At 31.4% G+C, this 16,512-nt stretch carries 12 protein-coding genes; 8 read left to right on the top strand and 4 right to left on the bottom strand.

Features of this window, described 5'->3' with window-relative positions; all coding sequences use genetic code 11:
• Positions 1 to 376: 376 nt before the first annotated feature.
• From O5Y44_RS07035 to O5Y44_RS07020, 4 genes are all read left to right on the top strand, one after another.
• Positions 377 to 2,182: an ABC transporter substrate-binding protein gene (locus tag O5Y44_RS07035; RefSeq protein WP_371465822.1), complete on the top strand. Its 1,806-nt coding sequence runs from the start codon at positions 377 to 379 to the stop codon at positions 2,180 to 2,182.
• Between the two features lie 439 nt (positions 2,183 to 2,621).
• Entirely contained in the window at positions 2,622 to 4,421 is a 1,800-nt protein-coding gene (locus O5Y44_RS07030) for an ABC transporter substrate-binding protein (RefSeq protein ID WP_371465821.1), read from the top strand.
• Between the two features lie 383 nt (positions 4,422 to 4,804).
• Positions 4,805 to 5,701 carry a DMT family transporter gene (locus tag O5Y44_RS07025; RefSeq protein WP_371465819.1) on the top strand — a complete coding sequence of 299 codons (897 nt, stop codon included), beginning with the start codon at positions 4,805 to 4,807 and terminating at the stop codon, positions 5,699 to 5,701.
• Positions 5,702 to 5,774: 73 nt separating this feature from the next.
• A complete protein-coding gene (locus O5Y44_RS07020) occupies positions 5,775 to 6,839 on the top strand; it encodes an exonuclease/endonuclease/phosphatase family protein (RefSeq protein WP_371465818.1) in 1,065 nt (354 codons plus the stop codon).
• A gap of 525 nt (positions 6,840 to 7,364) precedes the next feature.
• Here the strand turns inward: O5Y44_RS07020 and O5Y44_RS07015 are convergent.
• Together O5Y44_RS07015 and O5Y44_RS07010 are read right to left on the bottom strand one after the other, a co-directional pair.
• Positions 7,365 to 8,564 carry a dicarboxylate/amino acid:cation symporter gene (locus O5Y44_RS07015; RefSeq protein WP_271966288.1) on the bottom strand — a complete coding sequence of 400 codons (1,200 nt, stop codon included), beginning with the start codon at positions 8,562 to 8,564 and terminating at the stop codon, positions 7,365 to 7,367.
• Positions 8,565 to 8,776: 212 nt separating this feature from the next.
• Positions 8,777 to 10,102 carry an FAD-containing oxidoreductase gene (locus O5Y44_RS07010; protein ID WP_371465815.1) on the bottom strand — a complete coding sequence of 442 codons (1,326 nt, stop codon included), beginning with the start codon at positions 10,100 to 10,102 and terminating at the stop codon, positions 8,777 to 8,779.
• Between the two features lie 294 nt (positions 10,103 to 10,396).
• Here O5Y44_RS07010 and O5Y44_RS07005 point away from each other — a divergent pair, with 294 nt between their 5' ends.
• Both O5Y44_RS07005 and O5Y44_RS07000 read left to right on the top strand, forming a co-directional pair.
• Positions 10,397 to 10,732, top strand: a complete 336-nt coding sequence (locus O5Y44_RS07005; RefSeq protein WP_003147532.1) for a zinc ribbon domain-containing protein YjdM — start codon at positions 10,397 to 10,399, stop codon at positions 10,730 to 10,732.
• A 639-nt stretch (positions 10,733 to 11,371) separates the two neighbouring features.
• The gene (locus O5Y44_RS07000) at positions 11,372 to 12,727 is read left to right on the top strand and encodes an MFS transporter (protein ID WP_271987064.1); all 1,356 of its coding nucleotides are present in this window, start codon (positions 11,372 to 11,374) and stop codon (positions 12,725 to 12,727) included.
• A gap of 82 nt (positions 12,728 to 12,809) precedes the next feature.
• Here the strand turns inward: O5Y44_RS07000 and O5Y44_RS06995 are convergent, their stop codons facing one another.
• Positions 12,810 to 14,012: a peptidoglycan bridge formation glycyltransferase FemA/FemB family protein gene (locus O5Y44_RS06995; protein WP_271987065.1), complete on the bottom strand. Its 1,203-nt coding sequence runs from the start codon at positions 14,010 to 14,012 to the stop codon at positions 12,810 to 12,812.
• 205 nt (positions 14,013 to 14,217) lie between these two features.
• Here O5Y44_RS06995 and O5Y44_RS06990 point away from each other — a divergent pair, with 205 nt between their 5' ends.
• Together O5Y44_RS06990 and O5Y44_RS06985 are read left to right on the top strand one after the other, a co-directional pair.
• Positions 14,218 to 14,490 carry a hypothetical protein gene (locus O5Y44_RS06990; RefSeq protein ID WP_271966284.1) on the top strand — a complete coding sequence of 91 codons (273 nt, stop codon included), beginning with the start codon at positions 14,218 to 14,220 and terminating at the stop codon, positions 14,488 to 14,490.
• A 2-nt stretch (positions 14,491 to 14,492) separates the two neighbouring features.
• Entirely contained in the window at positions 14,493 to 14,948 is a 456-nt protein-coding gene (locus tag O5Y44_RS06985) for a hypothetical protein (RefSeq protein ID WP_271987066.1), read from the top strand.
• A gap of 71 nt (positions 14,949 to 15,019) precedes the next feature.
• Here the strand turns inward: O5Y44_RS06985 and O5Y44_RS06980 are convergent, their stop codons facing one another.
• The gene (locus tag O5Y44_RS06980) at positions 15,020 to 16,114 is read right to left on the bottom strand and encodes a metallophosphoesterase (protein WP_271987293.1); all 1,095 of its coding nucleotides are present in this window, start codon (positions 16,112 to 16,114) and stop codon (positions 15,020 to 15,022) included.
• Positions 16,115 to 16,512 lie beyond the last annotated feature (398 nt).

Genomic DNA, 16,512 nt, shown 5'->3' with positions numbered 1-16,512 from the left:
AGGATTGGGAGTGACTCGAAAATCGTGATTTTTGAGAAAACGATTTTATCGAGTCACCTCCAGTCCCTTTTTTTGTATAAGAATAAATATATCGATTTAACAAAACTAAAATGAAAAGAATAGTAGGTTTTTGATATGAGATGTCACTGTTATGTAAGTAAAATAAGAAATATATATATTTGTAAAGTAATAAAGTATAATTTAGTTAACTAATATTAAATTTATATTTTTAAAATATCGAACAGAAATTTAAAAAGAGAATTTTGTTATTTTTATATTATTTTCTGAAAATTTACTTGACTTATCGTTAAAATGATGTTAGAATTATTTCATAAATAATTGAAAATAAGTTTTTATATATTATGGAGGAAATAAAATGAAAAAGAATAAGTTTCTAAAAGTATTTAGTTCAGCGATGGCTCTTTCAGTAATTTTAGCTGGATGTTCAACATCAAGTAATTCTGGAAGCAAAAACGCTCCTAAAGCAAAAGTAGAATTTAAAACAAGCTTTGATAATGGAGGATCAGCTGTAGATGGTGCTACATTAAAATATGGTATCTTATCAGCTCAACCATTAACAGGTCTTTGGAACCCAGTATTCTCTGATAAAGCAGAAGATCAATACGTAAACCAAGCTGTAATGGGTGGGACATTCCCTACTGATGAAGAAGGACGTGTTGTACAAGATGATGCTGATGCAGCAGTTAAATTCCACTTAGATCGTGATAAAAAAGAAGTTACATTAACTATCCACGATGGAGCTAAATGGAGCAACGGTGAAGCATTCACATCAAATGATATCGTAGCTACATACGAACTTATGGGTAACCCTAAATTCACTACAAACACTCGTTATAATGATGCATACGAATTTATTGAAGGAATGAAAGAATTCCACGAAGGTAAAGCGAAAAATATCTCTGGTATCCAAGTTAAAGATGACAAAACAGTAGTACTTAAGTACACTGATGTTCGTCCATCATTACTATGGGGTGAAGGTTTAGTTACTGACTTCTTAAACGCGAAACAAGTTGAAGAAGCTTCTAAAGACTTCGCTAAATTTGCTGAAGCAGACTTAAACAAAAAACCATTATCATATGGTCCTTACTACATCACTAAAGTAGTAAACGGAGAAAGTGTTCTTGCAGAACAAAACCCTCACTACTACAACAAAGATAAAATGAAACTTAAAAAAATCGAGTTCAAAACAGTAGCTCCAGCTCAAGCTAGCCAAGTAATCAAAAATGGAGAAGTTGACTATATCGATAGCGTTACTCCAAGTGTTTACGAAGGAGCAAAAGACATCAAAAACGGAACATTCTTAGGTGATACTTCTCGTTACATGTCATATGTTGGATTCAAACTAGGTAAATTCGACAAAGCTAAGGGTGAAAACGTAGTTGATCCTAACTCTAAATTAGCTGACAAAAACTTACGTCAAGCATTCTTATATGCAGTTGACCGTGACCAAATCAATGAAAAAATCTTCAAAGGATTACGTTTCACTCCAACTGGATCTGGTATGTACCCAGCAGCTGTAGGTAAATTAGTAAACGAAAACGCAACTGCAGCTAAAAAAGATGTAGAAAAAGCTAAAAAATTATTAGACGATGCAGGATACAAAGATAAAGATGGTGACGGACTACGTGAAGATAAAAACGGAAACAAACTTTCATTCAACTTCGCAATCCGTAACACAGGTGCTGAATATGACCAAGCATTAGCAGACGTATTCGTTAAATCTTGGAAAGAAGTAGGATTAGATGTTAAATTAGTAGATGGAAAACTTATGTCTCCAAAAGACTTTGCACAACGTGTACAAGCAGATGATCCATCAATCGATATCTTCCAAGGTGCATGGCAATATGGAACAAACCCTAACCGTCAAGAGTTACTAGGTAAAAAAGCTCCATTAAACTTATACCGTTACACTACTGAAGCATTCGAAAACAGCTTCAAAGCTCAAGGATCAGCAGATATGTTTGACGATGCTAAATTAAAAGCAGCTTACAATAAATTTGACACAGAAGTAGCTGAAGAATTACCATTCTTCCCATTAAGCTGGGATACAAGTATCTCATTCTTCAACAAACGTGTTAAATCATATGATTTAGCTAAAGCTAAGAAAAACCAATTCAAACTTTATGACATTGAGTTAACAGCTAACGAAGGTGCTAAATAATAGAATTTAAAATGCGACATAGATGACTTCGGTTGTCTATGTCGTTTGTTTTTTCTAAATTGAGAGAAAATTCAAAAAACTCTTGATTTTTTAGTCAATTAGTAGTAAAATAAATACAACAAAAGTACAAAGGTTTTTCATAATAAGTTAAATGAAAAACTTAATGATTAGGAGGACTACCATGAGACAAAATTTCAATATTCAATCTTGGCAATGGCGTAGATAATATTGTGTGTATGTTTTAACGACATAGACACAATTTTAGCGTGCTCTAAAAAGTGTCTATGTCGGCAAGGTAGGAAATTTGTAATTATACAATGTACTTAAAATTCGATAATGCCGCATAGTAAAATAAACTATGCGGCATTTTTTCTCTTTTTAGAGTGGGTTAATAATATAAAACGTCTTAAAATTAACATTATTCAGGAGAAAATTAACTATGAAACAAAGAAAAATATTATCAGTATTCAGTTCTGTATTTGCATTATCAATTTTATTAGCAGGATGTTCTACAGGCTCAAACAGCAATAACCAAAATCAAACTAAAGCAAAAGTAGACTTCAAAGTATCTGCAGATAATGGAGGTAATACAGTTAAGGATGCTACATTTAAATATGGGATTCTAACAAATAGCCCATTTGTTGGATTATTCCATCCAGTACTGCACGCTAACAAGGCTGATGGAGTAATTACAGAAACAGTATTCGGAAAAACTTTCCCAGTAGATGATGCGTTGAAATATAAATTAGATGATAACGATGCACCTGTAAAATTACATATAGATAAAGATAAAAATGAAGCAACTTTAACGATTCACGATGGTGTGAAATGGAATAATGGTGAAGATCTTACATCAAAAGATATAATCGCTAGTTATGAACTACTAGGGAATCCAAAATACACAGAAAATGTAAGATATAACGGTTCATTTGAGCTTATCGAAGGTATGAAAGATTATCATGAAGGAAAGGCTAAGACAATCTCAGGTATTCAAGCGAAAGATGATAAAACAGTAGTTATCAAATATAGTAAGTTATCACCTTCGATGTTATGGGGAGATGGATTTATCTACGCATTCTCTAATGCAAAACAAATTGCAAAAGTGACTGACTTTGCTAGATTTGGAGAAGCTGAATTAACAAAACGCCCATTATCATACGGTCCTTATGTAATAACAAAAGAAGTACAAGGTGAAAGTGTAGTAGCTGAAGCTAATCCATATTACTATAAAAAGGAGGATATAAAAATTCCTAAAGTCGAATTCAAAGCGGTAGCACCAGCACAAGCTAGTCAAATACTTAAAAATGGAGAAATAGACTATCTTACTGATATCAATACAACAGTTTATGAAGGATTAAAAGATGCGAAAAATGGAGAGCTATTAGGACAACCATCTTCATTCATGTCATTTGTAGGATTTAAATTCGGTAAATACGATAAAGAGAAAAAAGAAAATGTACCTTTAGAAAATACTAAGTTTAATAATAAAAATGTAAGACAAGCCTTCTTATACGCAGTTGATCGTGATCAAATTAATGAGAAAATCTATAAAGGACTACGTTTCACACCAACAGGATCAGCTTTATACCCACCAACAGTAGGAAAATTAAGAAATGAAAAAGCGATTGTAGTTAAAAAAGATGTAGAAAAAGCTAAAAAACTTTTAGATGAAGCTGGCTATAAAGATGTAGATGGAGACGGGCTAAGAGAAGATAACAAAGGTAATAAACTTGTATTCAACTTTGCCTTCCAAGGTGGAAATAACTACGACCAAGCGTTAGCTGATACATTTATTAAATCATGGAAAGAAGTAGGTCTAGATGTTAAATTACTAGACAATAAATTAATGGGTAAAAAAGAATGGGATCAACGTGTACTAGGAGATGATCCACAAATCGATTTATTCTTAGGTGCGGGTCATCACGGATCAGACCCAAGTCGTCAAGAACTATTTGGACGTAAGTCACAATTCAACTACTTCAGATATACTAGTGACAAAATCGATGAAGCATTCAAAGAGCAAAGGTCAGATGAAATGTTTGATGATAATAAATTAAAACAAGCATACAACAAATTCGATGACCTTATCGCAGATGAATTACCATTCTTTGGATTAAGCTGGGATACAGAAATCACTTATGTCAATAAGAGGGTAAAACACTTTAATGTTGAAGACTTCACAAAAGGACGTTTAAGTATAGAAAATCTAGAATTAACAAAAGAAGCACCTGAAAAATAATACATAAATAATTGAATATGAAACTTGTTTTGAAAATAATAAATTAGATAAAAACTCATTTAAATAGATTTTTATGGCGTGTATAATTATTAAAATTAATAAATTGAGTTAGTATAATTTAGAGTGATTTAAAGATGGATATTTCTATGAAATTGAGGTCTTTAGGTCACTTTTTATTTATTAATAACTAAATAATTCAAGGATATTTCCAAGGAAATAGTGGTTGCGATAAGTTGTTCCTAAAATACATAATAAAAGGGTGTTAACAGTTGAATTTTTTGAGAATAACGTATAAAATTATAAAAGTATACTGTGTTTATTGCTACAATAATAAATACTTTTAGAATTTTAAATTCATAAAAATTTATAGGAAAGGTGTATTAATGAGAAAATTTATTTCAGAGTTATTATTAATAATTGTTACAATTATTTGGGGTCTGGCTTTTATTTGGCAAAATATAGCAAGTAAAGTTCTAGGACCGTTAACAGTTGTAGGTATAAGATCGATAATTGCAGTAGTCTTTCTTATTGTTATTGCATTGCTAGTGCCGAGTTTGTATAAGAGTCAAGCTCCGAAAGTGTTAGCTGAGCCTATAACAAAAAATAAAAGTTGGGTGCTTGGTGGTATTTGTGGAATTGTACTATTTTTTGCGATGTATATTTCGCAAATCGGTATTGGTATGACAACTGCAGGTAAAGCCGGATTTATTACAGTATTGTATATTTGTATAGTACCATTTATAGGTGTTTTCTTAGGGAATAAACTTAATAAATTCTTTATTATAGGATTGGTTTTATCTGTAATTGGTTTTTATTTCTTATCTGTAAAAGAAGAATTTTCTTTAGAAATGGGAGATATTATAGTCTTAATTAGTGCGGTTCTATTCGGGATTCATATAATAGTTATTGATTATTCAGCAGCTAGAGTTAATTCGATGTTCTTATCTATTGTACAATTAGGAGTAGTATCAATATTAAGTTTATGTTTAGCAGCATTTAAAGAAACAATAGTTTTTGCTGATATAATGAGTGTTATTTGGCTGTTACTTGCGATAGGTGTACTTTCGAGTGGAGTAGGTTATACTTTACAGATTGTAGGTCAAAAAGATGTTCCACCACACACAGCGTCTCTAATATTAAGTTTAGAGTCTGTTGTAGCAGCAATAGGTGGAGTGCTTATCCTTGGGGAACATATTGGGATAAGAGAAGGAATCGGTATGCTTATTGTATTTGTAGGGATTATCGTTTCTCAATTGCCCGATAAGAAGAAAGATAAATAGTATATAACGAAAAGCATTAGGGTGCGACTCGAAAATAGTTTTTTATCGAGTCCCCTTTTTTATGAGGTTAATGATGAAAAAAATATTAAAAATAGTTGTTAGTTTAGTATTAGTAGTGGCTTTAGGTTTTGCAGGATTAGTTGGCTATTTATGGGCGACAGAATATAGTCCTAATGGAGTGGAGAGCCTGCAGGTTACTAAGCAAGGTAACTCAGAAATAGCAAAAATAGGAACAGAATATAGTGCCCTTAACTGGAATATAGGTTATGCTGGGCTTGATAAAGATGAAGATTTCTTTATGGATGGTGGAAAGATGGTGTTACCTCTTGATAAAGTTCATGTTGAAGAAAATCTAAAAAATATTACAGAAATAGTTAAAAATGAGAAAGCGAATGTTAATTTTATTCAAGAAATTGATGAAGATTCAAAACGTAGTTATAATATAAATCAAGTTAGAGCATTTGATGAAGCTCTTGGTTTAAACAGTATTTTAGCTTATAACTTCAAGGTTAGATATATACCATATCCATTACCACCGCTAGGAAAGGTGAAAAGTGGTATATATACTGCGACTGATTTTAAAATAGAAAATGCAAGAAGATTCCAAATGGCAATTCCATTCACTTTCCCTGAAAGACTAGCTAATTTAAAACGTGGATTTTCTGTTATTTATACAAAAGTAGAAAATAGTGATAAACATTTAGTGTTAATCAATGCGCATCTTGATGCTTATGATAAGGGTAATTCTGGTAAAAAAGCTCAGATGAAGCAACTTCTTGAATTTATCGATTATGAGTATAAAAAAGGAAATTATGTATTGGTTGGGGCAGATTTTAATCAGTCATTAAAAACTTTAACGCAAGATGAGATTAATGTTGTTCCAAAAGAATTATGGCGTGCTGAGAACTTAGATAAGAGTCTATTACCGGCAGGATTTAAGTTAGTTTATGATGAAAGTAGAAATTCAGCGAGACTTAACAATAAACCTTATGTGAAAGATAGTGAAGGGACATATGGTTTCATTATCGATGGGTATATCGCGAGTGACAATATTGAAGTGCTTGGTGTAGAAACACTAAATCAAGAGTATAGATATAGTGATCATAATCCGGTAAAATTGAGATATAAACTTAAATAGAATAAAAGAAGCGGCTCCGAGATTAGGTCAAGGAGTTGCTTTTTTGTTAAATATTATTCGATAACCTACTGTTTTAATGTAGCTTTAGACGCCTCCAATTCTTTTGCATTGCAAAAGGACTTTCCGGCTAAAATGGTTGATCCAAAATTTCTAAATTTTAAAAATGTATATTATAACTCATAGACGCAGTGGTTTATTGATATCTAAATTCGCTTTTTAAAAGCTCTTTAGATATCTAATAAACTTTGCGGGGGTGACTCGACAAAATCTCATTTCTACGAAATTATGATTTTTGAGTCACTCCCTTTCTAAGTAAAACTATATGTTTTACTGCAGCTACTATAAACAGTAGGTGAAAAATCTTCAAATTTATAAAGAACAGATAAATATATAGTTATTTATTTATTTTTACTAAAATAGATGCTATCATCATTTGTTCTTTGATTGTGATGTGACTTCTCCCCTTAAATTTTACTTTTTCGAATATAAAAAATCCCACAAACCTAAGTTTATGGGATAATTTTTTTATGCTTTTTGTTTTTCGTCTTTTTTGAAGAATATTCTATTTAATCTATCAACGATTGCTGATAAAGCTCCGTCTCCAGAGATGTTACATGCAGTTCCAAAGCTATCTTGAGTGATGTATAATGCGATCATTAGAGATAACATGATTTCGTTGAATCCAAGAACTGATTGTAATAATCCAAGAGCCGCCATAACTCCACCACCTGGAACTCCAGGAGCAGCTACCATTGTTACACCTAGTAATAAGATGAATTTAATCATTACTGCAGCTGATGGGAATGCAGCACCATGTTGTAACCAGAATACTGCAGACGCACATGTAGTTAATGTAATTGTACTACCTGATAAGTGGATAGTAGCGAATAATGGAATTGTGAAGTTTGCGATGTTTTTATCAACACCCATTTTTTTAGTACTTCTTAGTGTTACTGGGATAGTAGCAGCTGAAGATTGAGTACCAATTGCTGTCATGTATGCTGGTAAAATGTTAACAAGCATTTTGAATGGGTTTCTAGCGTTAAGTGTTCCAGCCACAAAGTATTGAATAATAATGATTATTACGTGCATAATAATAATTAATACGAATACCATTGCGAAGATTTTTAAGATTTTGAATACTTCACCAGAAGCTGTGATGTTCATGAATACACCTAGGATGTAGAATGGAAGAAGTGGAATAATTACTGTAGCAAGTAATTTTTCGATAATTTCTCCGAAGTCTGCGAATCCTTGTTTAAGTCCTTCTGATTGAGTTGCTGAAATCCCGATTCCTAAGATGAATGAGATAATAAGAGCAGTAGTAACATCAAAAATTGGAGTCATTTTAAACTCGATGAAAGGTTTTAATAATAAATCCTCTGGGTTTTTGAATGATTGTAATGTTGCGTTAGCTAAGATGTTTGGTAATACTGCTTCAGCTGTTAAGAATGCAAATGTTCCTGCAATAATTGTAGAAATATATGCAACTCCTGTTGATAGTCCAAGTAATTTACCAGCGTTATTTGAAACTTGGCTGATACCTGGTACGATAAATCCAACAATAATAAGTGGGATTGTGAATCCTAAGAATGAGCTGAAAATTGATGAGAAAGTAACGAAAACTCTAATAATAGACGTTGATAGAGTACTTCCTAAAACTATCCCTAATGTTACAGCGATAATAAGTTTTGCTATTAATGGAATTCTTTTATATAAACTCATTGTTCGATCTCCTTTTTTTTTTATTTTATTGTATTTTTTAAAAAGACATGTGTACATTATACAAGAAAACTATTGATTTGTAAAGGGATTGAGACATATTTTTTCAATTATTTGAAAATTTTATATATTTATATAGAAGAAGTTCTAATAAAATAAATAAAAAAAGCTTAAAACCTCAAATGATTATTGAGATTTTAAGCTTTCTGCAGTTATTAGATTAATTTGAATACATCATTTAAGTTCTCAGCCATTGTTGGGTGAGTGAAGATTTGATCTCTGATGTAAGTATAAGGAATTTTGTTATCAATTGCCATTTTAATTAGGTTGATAATTTCTTCTGAGTTTTTACCGAATAGAGTAGCTCCAAGGATTAAGTTAGTGTCTTTGTCTACAGTTACACGGAATAATCCACGTGGGTCTTGGTTAACAGCTCCTCTTGGCATGTTAGCTACTGGTAATGATGCTACTGCAACGTTAGGGTAAGCTGCCTCAGCTTCTTCTTTGTGTAATCCAACGTGAGATAGTGCTGGAGAGATGAATGTTGAGTAAGGTACGTTTTTACGGTCAGCAGTTGTGTATTCTTTGTTACCGTGTAAGTATCCGTTAACTACTCTGAAGTCGTCTAATGACACATAAGTAAATTGTAATCCACCGTTAACATCACCAACTGCGAATACATTTTCTACAGCTGTTTGACAGAATTCGTCAACTACGATTGTTCCGTTAGGACGTAATTCGATGTCAGTGTTTTCTAATCCTAATCCTTCAGTGTTAGCACGACGTCCAGTTGCGTGTAATACTGCTTCGAATTCTAGTGGACCGTATTTTTCTGTATCAACAACTACAAGTTCTCCGTTGTTGCGGATTTCTTTTGTTGCAGTTCCTAATTTGAACTCGATTCCTGCTTCTTCTAAGTATCCTTGAGCAAGTTCAGCGATATCTTTATCTTCTCTTCCTAGGATTCCAGGAGCGAAGTCGATTACTGTAACTTTAACTCCAAGACGAGCGTAAAGGTTAGCGAATTCTAATCCGATGTTACCTCCACCGATAATTCCTAAAGTTTTAGGAGCTTTTTCTAATTTTTGGAATTCAGTGCTATCGTAAACATTTTTAGATGTTGTTAATCCTGGAATTGGTAATACATTGTTTTTAGCTCCAGTGTTAATTACTACGATTTCACCTTCAAGTTGTTTAGTTTCTCCGTTAGCAGAAATTTCTACTACTTTGTTAGAAATAAATTTAGCATGAGCTGTGTAAACATCAACGTTTGGACTATTGTCTAACATAGCGAAGTTTTTAGCGTTAAGTTTAGATACAACAGCATCTCTTGTAGCTTTAGCTTCTGCGAAGTCTTTTTTATTGTCAGCAGCTACGATTAAAGTTTTAGTTGGAATACATCCGATGTTAATACAAGTACCACCGTACATTGCACTACTTTCTTCAACTACTGCTACTTTTTTTCCTTCTTTAGCAAATGTTGCTGCTAAAGTTTTTCCGGCTTTACCGAATCCTACTACTAATAAATCATATTTAACCATAATTTGATTCCTCTTTTGTTTTAAATTTTATTGTTTATATTTTATATTTTTTAAATAAATATAAGATGAAAACTCTTTAATTCATATTTTACTCCTACTTTTTTAAAATTTCAAGTACTTTGCCTACAAAAGTAGACGATTTTTCAAAAAAATTATTTTGAGATATTGAATTATGATTGAAATCGTTATAATATCAGCGTTTTGAAGAAAATAATTTCTGATATTATTTTGATATTGCTTCTCATTATGGTATAATATCCTTTGTACAAATATGAAATTTTATGGAGGAAACAAATGACATTACCTAATTGTCCAGAATGTAAAAGTGAATATACTTATGAAGATGGAAATATGCTAGTATGTCCAATGTGTGCTCACGAGTGGTCACCAGAAGATACTAGTGGAGCAGAAGAGGAAAAAGTTTATCGCGATGCTAATGGAAATGTACTTCAAGATGGAGATACAGTTTCTGTGATTAAAGATTTAAAAGTTAAAGGTAGTTCTTCTACATTAAAACAAGGAACTCGCGTTAAAAATATCAGATTAGTTGATGGAGATCACAATATTGATTGTAAAATTGATGGTTTCGGAGCTATGAAACTAAAATCTGAATTTGTAAAAAAAATATAATTAAACAAAGAGCTGGCTCAATAGTAATTTCAATGAAATCATTAAAGAGTTCAGCTCTTTTAATTTTTATATGGGTATTTTTTGTAATACTTAAATTACATTTTTATACATTTGTTCTTTTTATTGTGGTGCGAGACGTCTTCAACCAACTTTTCAAAGAAAAGATTGTTTTCCGACTAAAAAGAAAGCTTGTAATCTTTCTTTTCCTCGATAAAATACTACAGCATTTTATTTCCACCACTATAAAGAACAAATGAAAAAATATAAACTATATAATCGCTGGTTATCATCTAGAACATAACCATTAATCTATTGAAGTCTGTTAAATTCTATTTTTCAAATTTATTTCTACAGTCTTATAGTAGTTTGAATATACTAATTCAAAAGATTATTTTTATCAAAAAATAGAATTATTAATACCAAAATGCAGTGATTAATTGATAGAAAAATTTTCTTTATAAACAAATTTCTAGATATCTAGTAAATATAGAGGTGGTAACTCGACAAGATCGATTTCTACGAAATCACGATTTTTAAGTCGCTCCTTATTATGTATTCTTAATCTTCCGAAAAAAGAAAAGATAGTATATAATAAATAAATGTTTTGAAAATATATTGAAAAGAATGAAAGGAAATACAATGACGAAAATTCAAAAACGTTTATCTATGATAGCTTTGCTTTTAGCTAATTTTATAGGCGGACTTGATACAACAATGTTGAATACAGCATTACCGCAAATTATAAAGGATTTAAATGGTATAAATCAATTAGGTCTATTAACTTCCATGTTATTATTTTTTATAGCCATGACTACTGTCCTTTGGGGTAAGCTTGGAGAAGTAATAGGTAATAAAAAAGCATTTCAATTATCAATTTTAATCTTCGCAATAGCTTCTATACTAGGAGGATTTTCTGTAAATATCTGGATGATGGTGTTTGCTAGAGGATTAATGGGTATTGGTATAGGAGGAATGATTTCTATTCCTTTTGTAATATATGCTAAGCTTTTTCCTGATGCGAAAGAAAGAGCCGTTGCTTTAGGATGGGTAACAGCCTTCTATGGTGTGGCAAGTATCTTAGGTCCTATTGCTGGAGGTTTTGTAGTTGATGTATTAGGGTGGTCTTGGATATTTTTTAGCCTTGTTCCATTTTCAGTAGTTTCTTTAGTATTAATCCAAATTTTTTATAAGGAAACTGTAATTTCACAAAAACCAAGAGTTGATTACATTGGAAGTGGACTATTAGTTATTATTTCAGGAGTTATTCTTTATTGGATTAGTAATCTTCCGAGCCTTAATATATTTATGAATAGTTTACTAGCAATGTTTGTTATTGTTAGTGGTTATATGCTATGGAAGTGGGAAATAAAGGAAACAGAACCGATTCTGCCAATAAGTTTATTAAAGAATATGTCTTACATTACGAAAAATCTAATTATGGTACTTGTTTATGCTTTTGCTATTGGATATAGTATTTACGCTCCAATGTGGGCGCAGGTTGTTTTAGGAACTAGTGCAACCATGGCTGGCGGAACACAGATCTTTAGTTCTATCGCAGTTATGTTAGCAACGAGATTTTCTGCTAAATTTATAAGTAAATGGTCGTTTGAAAAACTTATAAATATAGGTTTTATAGCAATAGCTATTTCAGTATTTATGATGGCCTTTGCTCCAATAGGTGTTTCTTATTACTATATTTCGATTAGTGGTGCTTTCCTTGGACTTGGTCATGGTTTGATTTTCCCATCAACACAAGTAGCATTCCAAGAAGTTGTACCTAAAGAACAACTTAATATAGCGACTACTTTTAGCTTATTATTAAGAACATTAGGCCAAACTCTTATGGCATCAATCTATGGTTTAGTATATGCTAGTCAAGTTAATGGCATTAACAGTATAGAACGCTCATATCAAGGATTACATATAATCTTTATTATTGCAGCTGTTTCAGTTATATTTGGATGGATAATGAACAAAATTACTTGGAAATTATAATAACAATTTTCTTTTTATATACATTAAAATAGTAGATTAAAACAAATAGTCTGTAAACCATAGTGATTTACAGACTTGTTTTTTATCTTTTGATTAGTTTTAATATTTTTCTTCTTAATGGTAAACCGTAGTTGTACATTAGATTGAATGTGTGAGAGATTACTAAATCGAACTCTCCATAATATTCAACAATATTAGGAGCGAAATTAGATTTGAATGCTAGAAGGCTGTCGCTTAAATCTCCTTCGATACCTCCCATAGAAGCGGTAGTGCATCCTAGTTCTTTCATTTTTAACATGCTGTCAACATATGTTTTATATTGTGCTGGAATTTTAGAAAATTTATCGTTCATTCCTGCATATAGCATCTCAGCATTTTTCCCATAGGCGATAGAAATAACTCCACAAAGTATTTCTTCTTGTGTGCTATTGAAACTTTCGAAGAATTCAATAAGTTTTTTTGTAGAATTAAATTGATCTTCCAAAGTTTTTCTTTTTTTATGCATATTTTCGCCAAGTTTAAGTATTTCTTGCTCTAGAGTTTCTTTTTTCTCTCTAGTCTTAGCTAATGCATTAGCAATATCAAGATACGCTATATAAACAAGTGCACGCTCTTTGTACAATTCCATAAGCTTTTTAAAATAATCTCTGTTTCGTAAAGAAATATTCTTTCTATTCTCTGTACATTCTAGAACAAACATTAAGTCATCTAACTTATCTATTTCAACTTGTCTAACTTCTACAAAACGCTTATCTACATCTTTTAATAAACGTTTAGTGTGCTTAGGAAGTTTCTCAGGGAAATCTTCTAACATCGTTACAGCGTTAAAACGTGGTTGAATAGTATCGCTCATTTTCATAGTTAAACCACGATGAGAGAATTTGTTTGATTTAAAGGCATTTAATATATTTTTATCTACTAGATTCTCTGATTCTTTATTAAATGCTTCTAGTCTTTCATTATTTAAGGGTTTAGGTATATCTATTTTTACAAGTTTAGCTTTATTCTTTCTAGCGTATTTAGCTAGATTCTCTAAGAAATAGTTAAGTAATTCTATGTTGTTATAATCTAATAGAGGACCTCTAGGTAGGTACCACATACCTTTTCTTATAAGAATTTGTGCAGTCGCTAATAGATTGTCATTATCATCCACAACGCCAATACGTTTGAAATCCCAATTATCTTTTATTTGAGTCCATTCAGGAGATTGAAAAATGGTACAGTAGTCATTTTGTAAGATAAAATCTGTATATTGATTAATATCTATATTATCAATGAATTTCATTTTTATATCCTTTCTTTGTCATATACGTTCTATATATGTTTTATACTACTACTAGATTATACAATATAACCGTAGAAAAAGAAACAAATAAATAAAGCAGTATGTAAAAGAGAAAAATGTGGTTAAAGTAATAATATAGCTATTTACAACCGTATACAAAACTTATATAATTAATGTATAAAATAATTTAAAGGAAGTAATTGCGATGAACATGAATACATTGTACATCATGCTTGGATTTATATTTGTCTATGCTATGATCGCTAACGCAAGAGATAAGATAAAAAAGCGTGATGAAAAGAGTAAAGAAGCATTTGAAAGATTGCAAAGCCCAGCGTATAAAAAGGAATTAGAAAAAGTTATAAACTTTAGCCAAGATGATGCGTTTAATATTGCGGCATTAAGAAAAGCATACTTTTTAAATGGGAAAGATGCAAAAAAACTAATAGAAATTGTAAAAAGAAGTAAAGGAATTTAATTATGAAGATAGTATTAATTATTATTTTAGCAATAGCAATTTTTATGTTCTTCTCAACTAGAAACGGTAAGTCAAAAGAAGAATGGGCAGAAAAACAAAAAGTTAGTAAAGAAAAATTTAATGAACTTGTAAAAGATAGTAATAGAGAAGAAGTACTTTCAGTAGTCGATGCTACTAAAGGAGATATTCACAATGTTAAAATGATAAGAGATAGATATACAGATTTGGTATTGTATGATGCAAAAGCGTTATGGGAAGCTGTAAAAGAAGAAGCTTTGAACAGACGTGCATTACAAGTTAAAGAGTTAATTGCTAGTGATTATACTGATATAAAATCAGTTGTTAATCCAGATGTTGGTGATATTGCAAATATTAAAATTATTAGAGAGCGCTATGATTTAGATATAGTACAAGCAAAAGAATTATGGGAAAGCATCAGAGATGAGGTTAAACAATAATATTCAAAGATGTGAATAAAATTCAACCCCAAGAGTTAGAATAAACTAACTTTTGGGGTATTTTATATTCTTTATTTTCCTTCGATTGTAATCATCCATACTTCACTACGAGCTGTAGTTTTGAAAGGTGGGCCCCAGAAACCATAACCCGCAGAAGTGAAGAAATGTTTACCGTTAATTTTCGCGTAGCCATGATCTAGGGTGTAAACTACATCTGTGATGAAGTTTAACGGCCATAGTTGTCCACGATGAGTATGCCCAGAGAGTTGAACATCTATAGGTAAGGTAGAGTGATAATCGACAGCATCTGGTTGATGATCGACAAGTACGATAGTCTTATTCAAATCAACACTCTTAAGAAGTTCGGCGGTATCTAGTCTATCACGACTAACACTCTTATCTTTACGACCCACTAATATAATATCATTATTAAGTGTGATAGTTTCATCAAATAATGGTATTATACCAGTTTTTTTAACTTCATCGACTATTTCTAGTGCATCACGGTCGTGATTCCCCATCGTAGTATAAACACCTAGAGGAGCTTTTAACTTGCTAAGATTTTCTTGCATATTACGCTTTTTATACATAACCATATCATCGTCCATAAGGTCTCCTGCGATAACTACAGCATCTGGCTTCTCTTCATCAACAATCTTATTCAGTTTCTCAAGTTGAGGATTTGAGAAAAATGTCCCAAGATGAAGATCAGAGACCATAGCGATTTTAACGGGAGTATCAAGATGTTTATCTACCTTGATAGTCTTATTAATAACAGTAGGCGAATATGCCCAAAATAATCCAAGGGCAGTCATACCTAATAAATATAGAGTAGTTATACTTAAACTAATTCCTTGAGAAAGATTTAATTTAAAGATTTTCAGTAATAACTTAGCTACCAATAAGATAACACCTATGACAGCACCGTTTAAGAAATAAAAGTACCAGATATTTCCATAATTTACCCATGGTGCTCCTAATCTTAACATATAAGCCATAATAGAAAAGTTAGCAGCTATAAATAATACTACACCAATAGCTAATTTAACCCTAGCTGGAACAAAAGGTGAGGTCATCCATTTTAAGCCAAGCCACATTAGAACTACTAGTATTTCATATACTGCGAATACCCCGATAAAACCAGCGATAAGTTTCCAATTATTCAATATTAATTCTCCTCCAAACTATTTAATAATAAATGAAAGAATATATTGTATATTCAAACAGAGTGCTTTTCATTATACATTATGTAGCTTAAATTGTCATTAAATTAAGTCGGATAGGATGATTCTTTTAAGTGTTGTAACTTCTTAATCTTAAAAGTTATTGGTGTCATTGCTGCTGGAATGATGTTGAGCGTAACCTTATCTATCTGTGGCATCTTTGCTCTTATCTATATGATTATTTTCAAGATAATATCAAGAAGTTACCGTAAGATTGTACAAATGTAAAAAAAAATGATACAATAGGGCTTTGATCTGACCCCAAAAAGTTAGACTTAGGATAGCGTAGTAGTTATAATGACTGCTACGCTATCTTTTTTATATTTATACAGTCATATGTT

It is taken from the genome of Gemella sp. 27098_8_155 (assembly GCF_041433725.1).
Taxonomy (GTDB): Bacteria; Bacillota; Bacilli; order Staphylococcales; family Gemellaceae; genus Gemella; species Gemella haemolysans_D.
This window is presented reverse-complemented; position numbering and strand designations above follow the sequence as displayed.

Coding starts and splice junctions, on each gene's coding strand:
- O5Y44_RS07030 (WP_371465821.1), top strand. CDS start 2,622: ATGAAACAAAGAAAAATATTATCAGTATTCAGTTCTGTATTTGCATTA.
- O5Y44_RS06990 (WP_271966284.1), top strand. CDS start 14,218: ATGAACATGAATACATTGTACATCATGCTTGGATTTATATTTGTCTAT.
- O5Y44_RS07020 (WP_371465818.1), top strand. CDS start 5,775: ATGAAAAAAATATTAAAAATAGTTGTTAGTTTAGTATTAGTAGTGGCT.
- O5Y44_RS07005 (WP_003147532.1), top strand. CDS start 10,397: ATGACATTACCTAATTGTCCAGAATGTAAAAGTGAATATACTTATGAA.
- O5Y44_RS07025 (WP_371465819.1), top strand. CDS start 4,805: ATGAGAAAATTTATTTCAGAGTTATTATTAATAATTGTTACAATTATT.
- O5Y44_RS07000 (WP_271987064.1), top strand. CDS start 11,372: ATGACGAAAATTCAAAAACGTTTATCTATGATAGCTTTGCTTTTAGCT.
- O5Y44_RS06995 (WP_271987065.1), bottom strand. CDS start 14,012: ATGAAATTCATTGATAATATAGATATTAATCAATATACAGATTTTATC.
- O5Y44_RS06985 (WP_271987066.1), top strand. CDS start 14,493: ATGAAGATAGTATTAATTATTATTTTAGCAATAGCAATTTTTATGTTC.
- O5Y44_RS07035 (WP_371465822.1), top strand. CDS start 377: ATGAAAAAGAATAAGTTTCTAAAAGTATTTAGTTCAGCGATGGCTCTT.
- O5Y44_RS07010 (WP_371465815.1), bottom strand. CDS start 10,102: ATGGTTAAATATGATTTATTAGTAGTAGGATTCGGTAAAGCCGGAAAA.
- O5Y44_RS07015 (WP_271966288.1), bottom strand. CDS start 8,564: ATGAGTTTATATAAAAGAATTCCATTAATAGCAAAACTTATTATCGCT.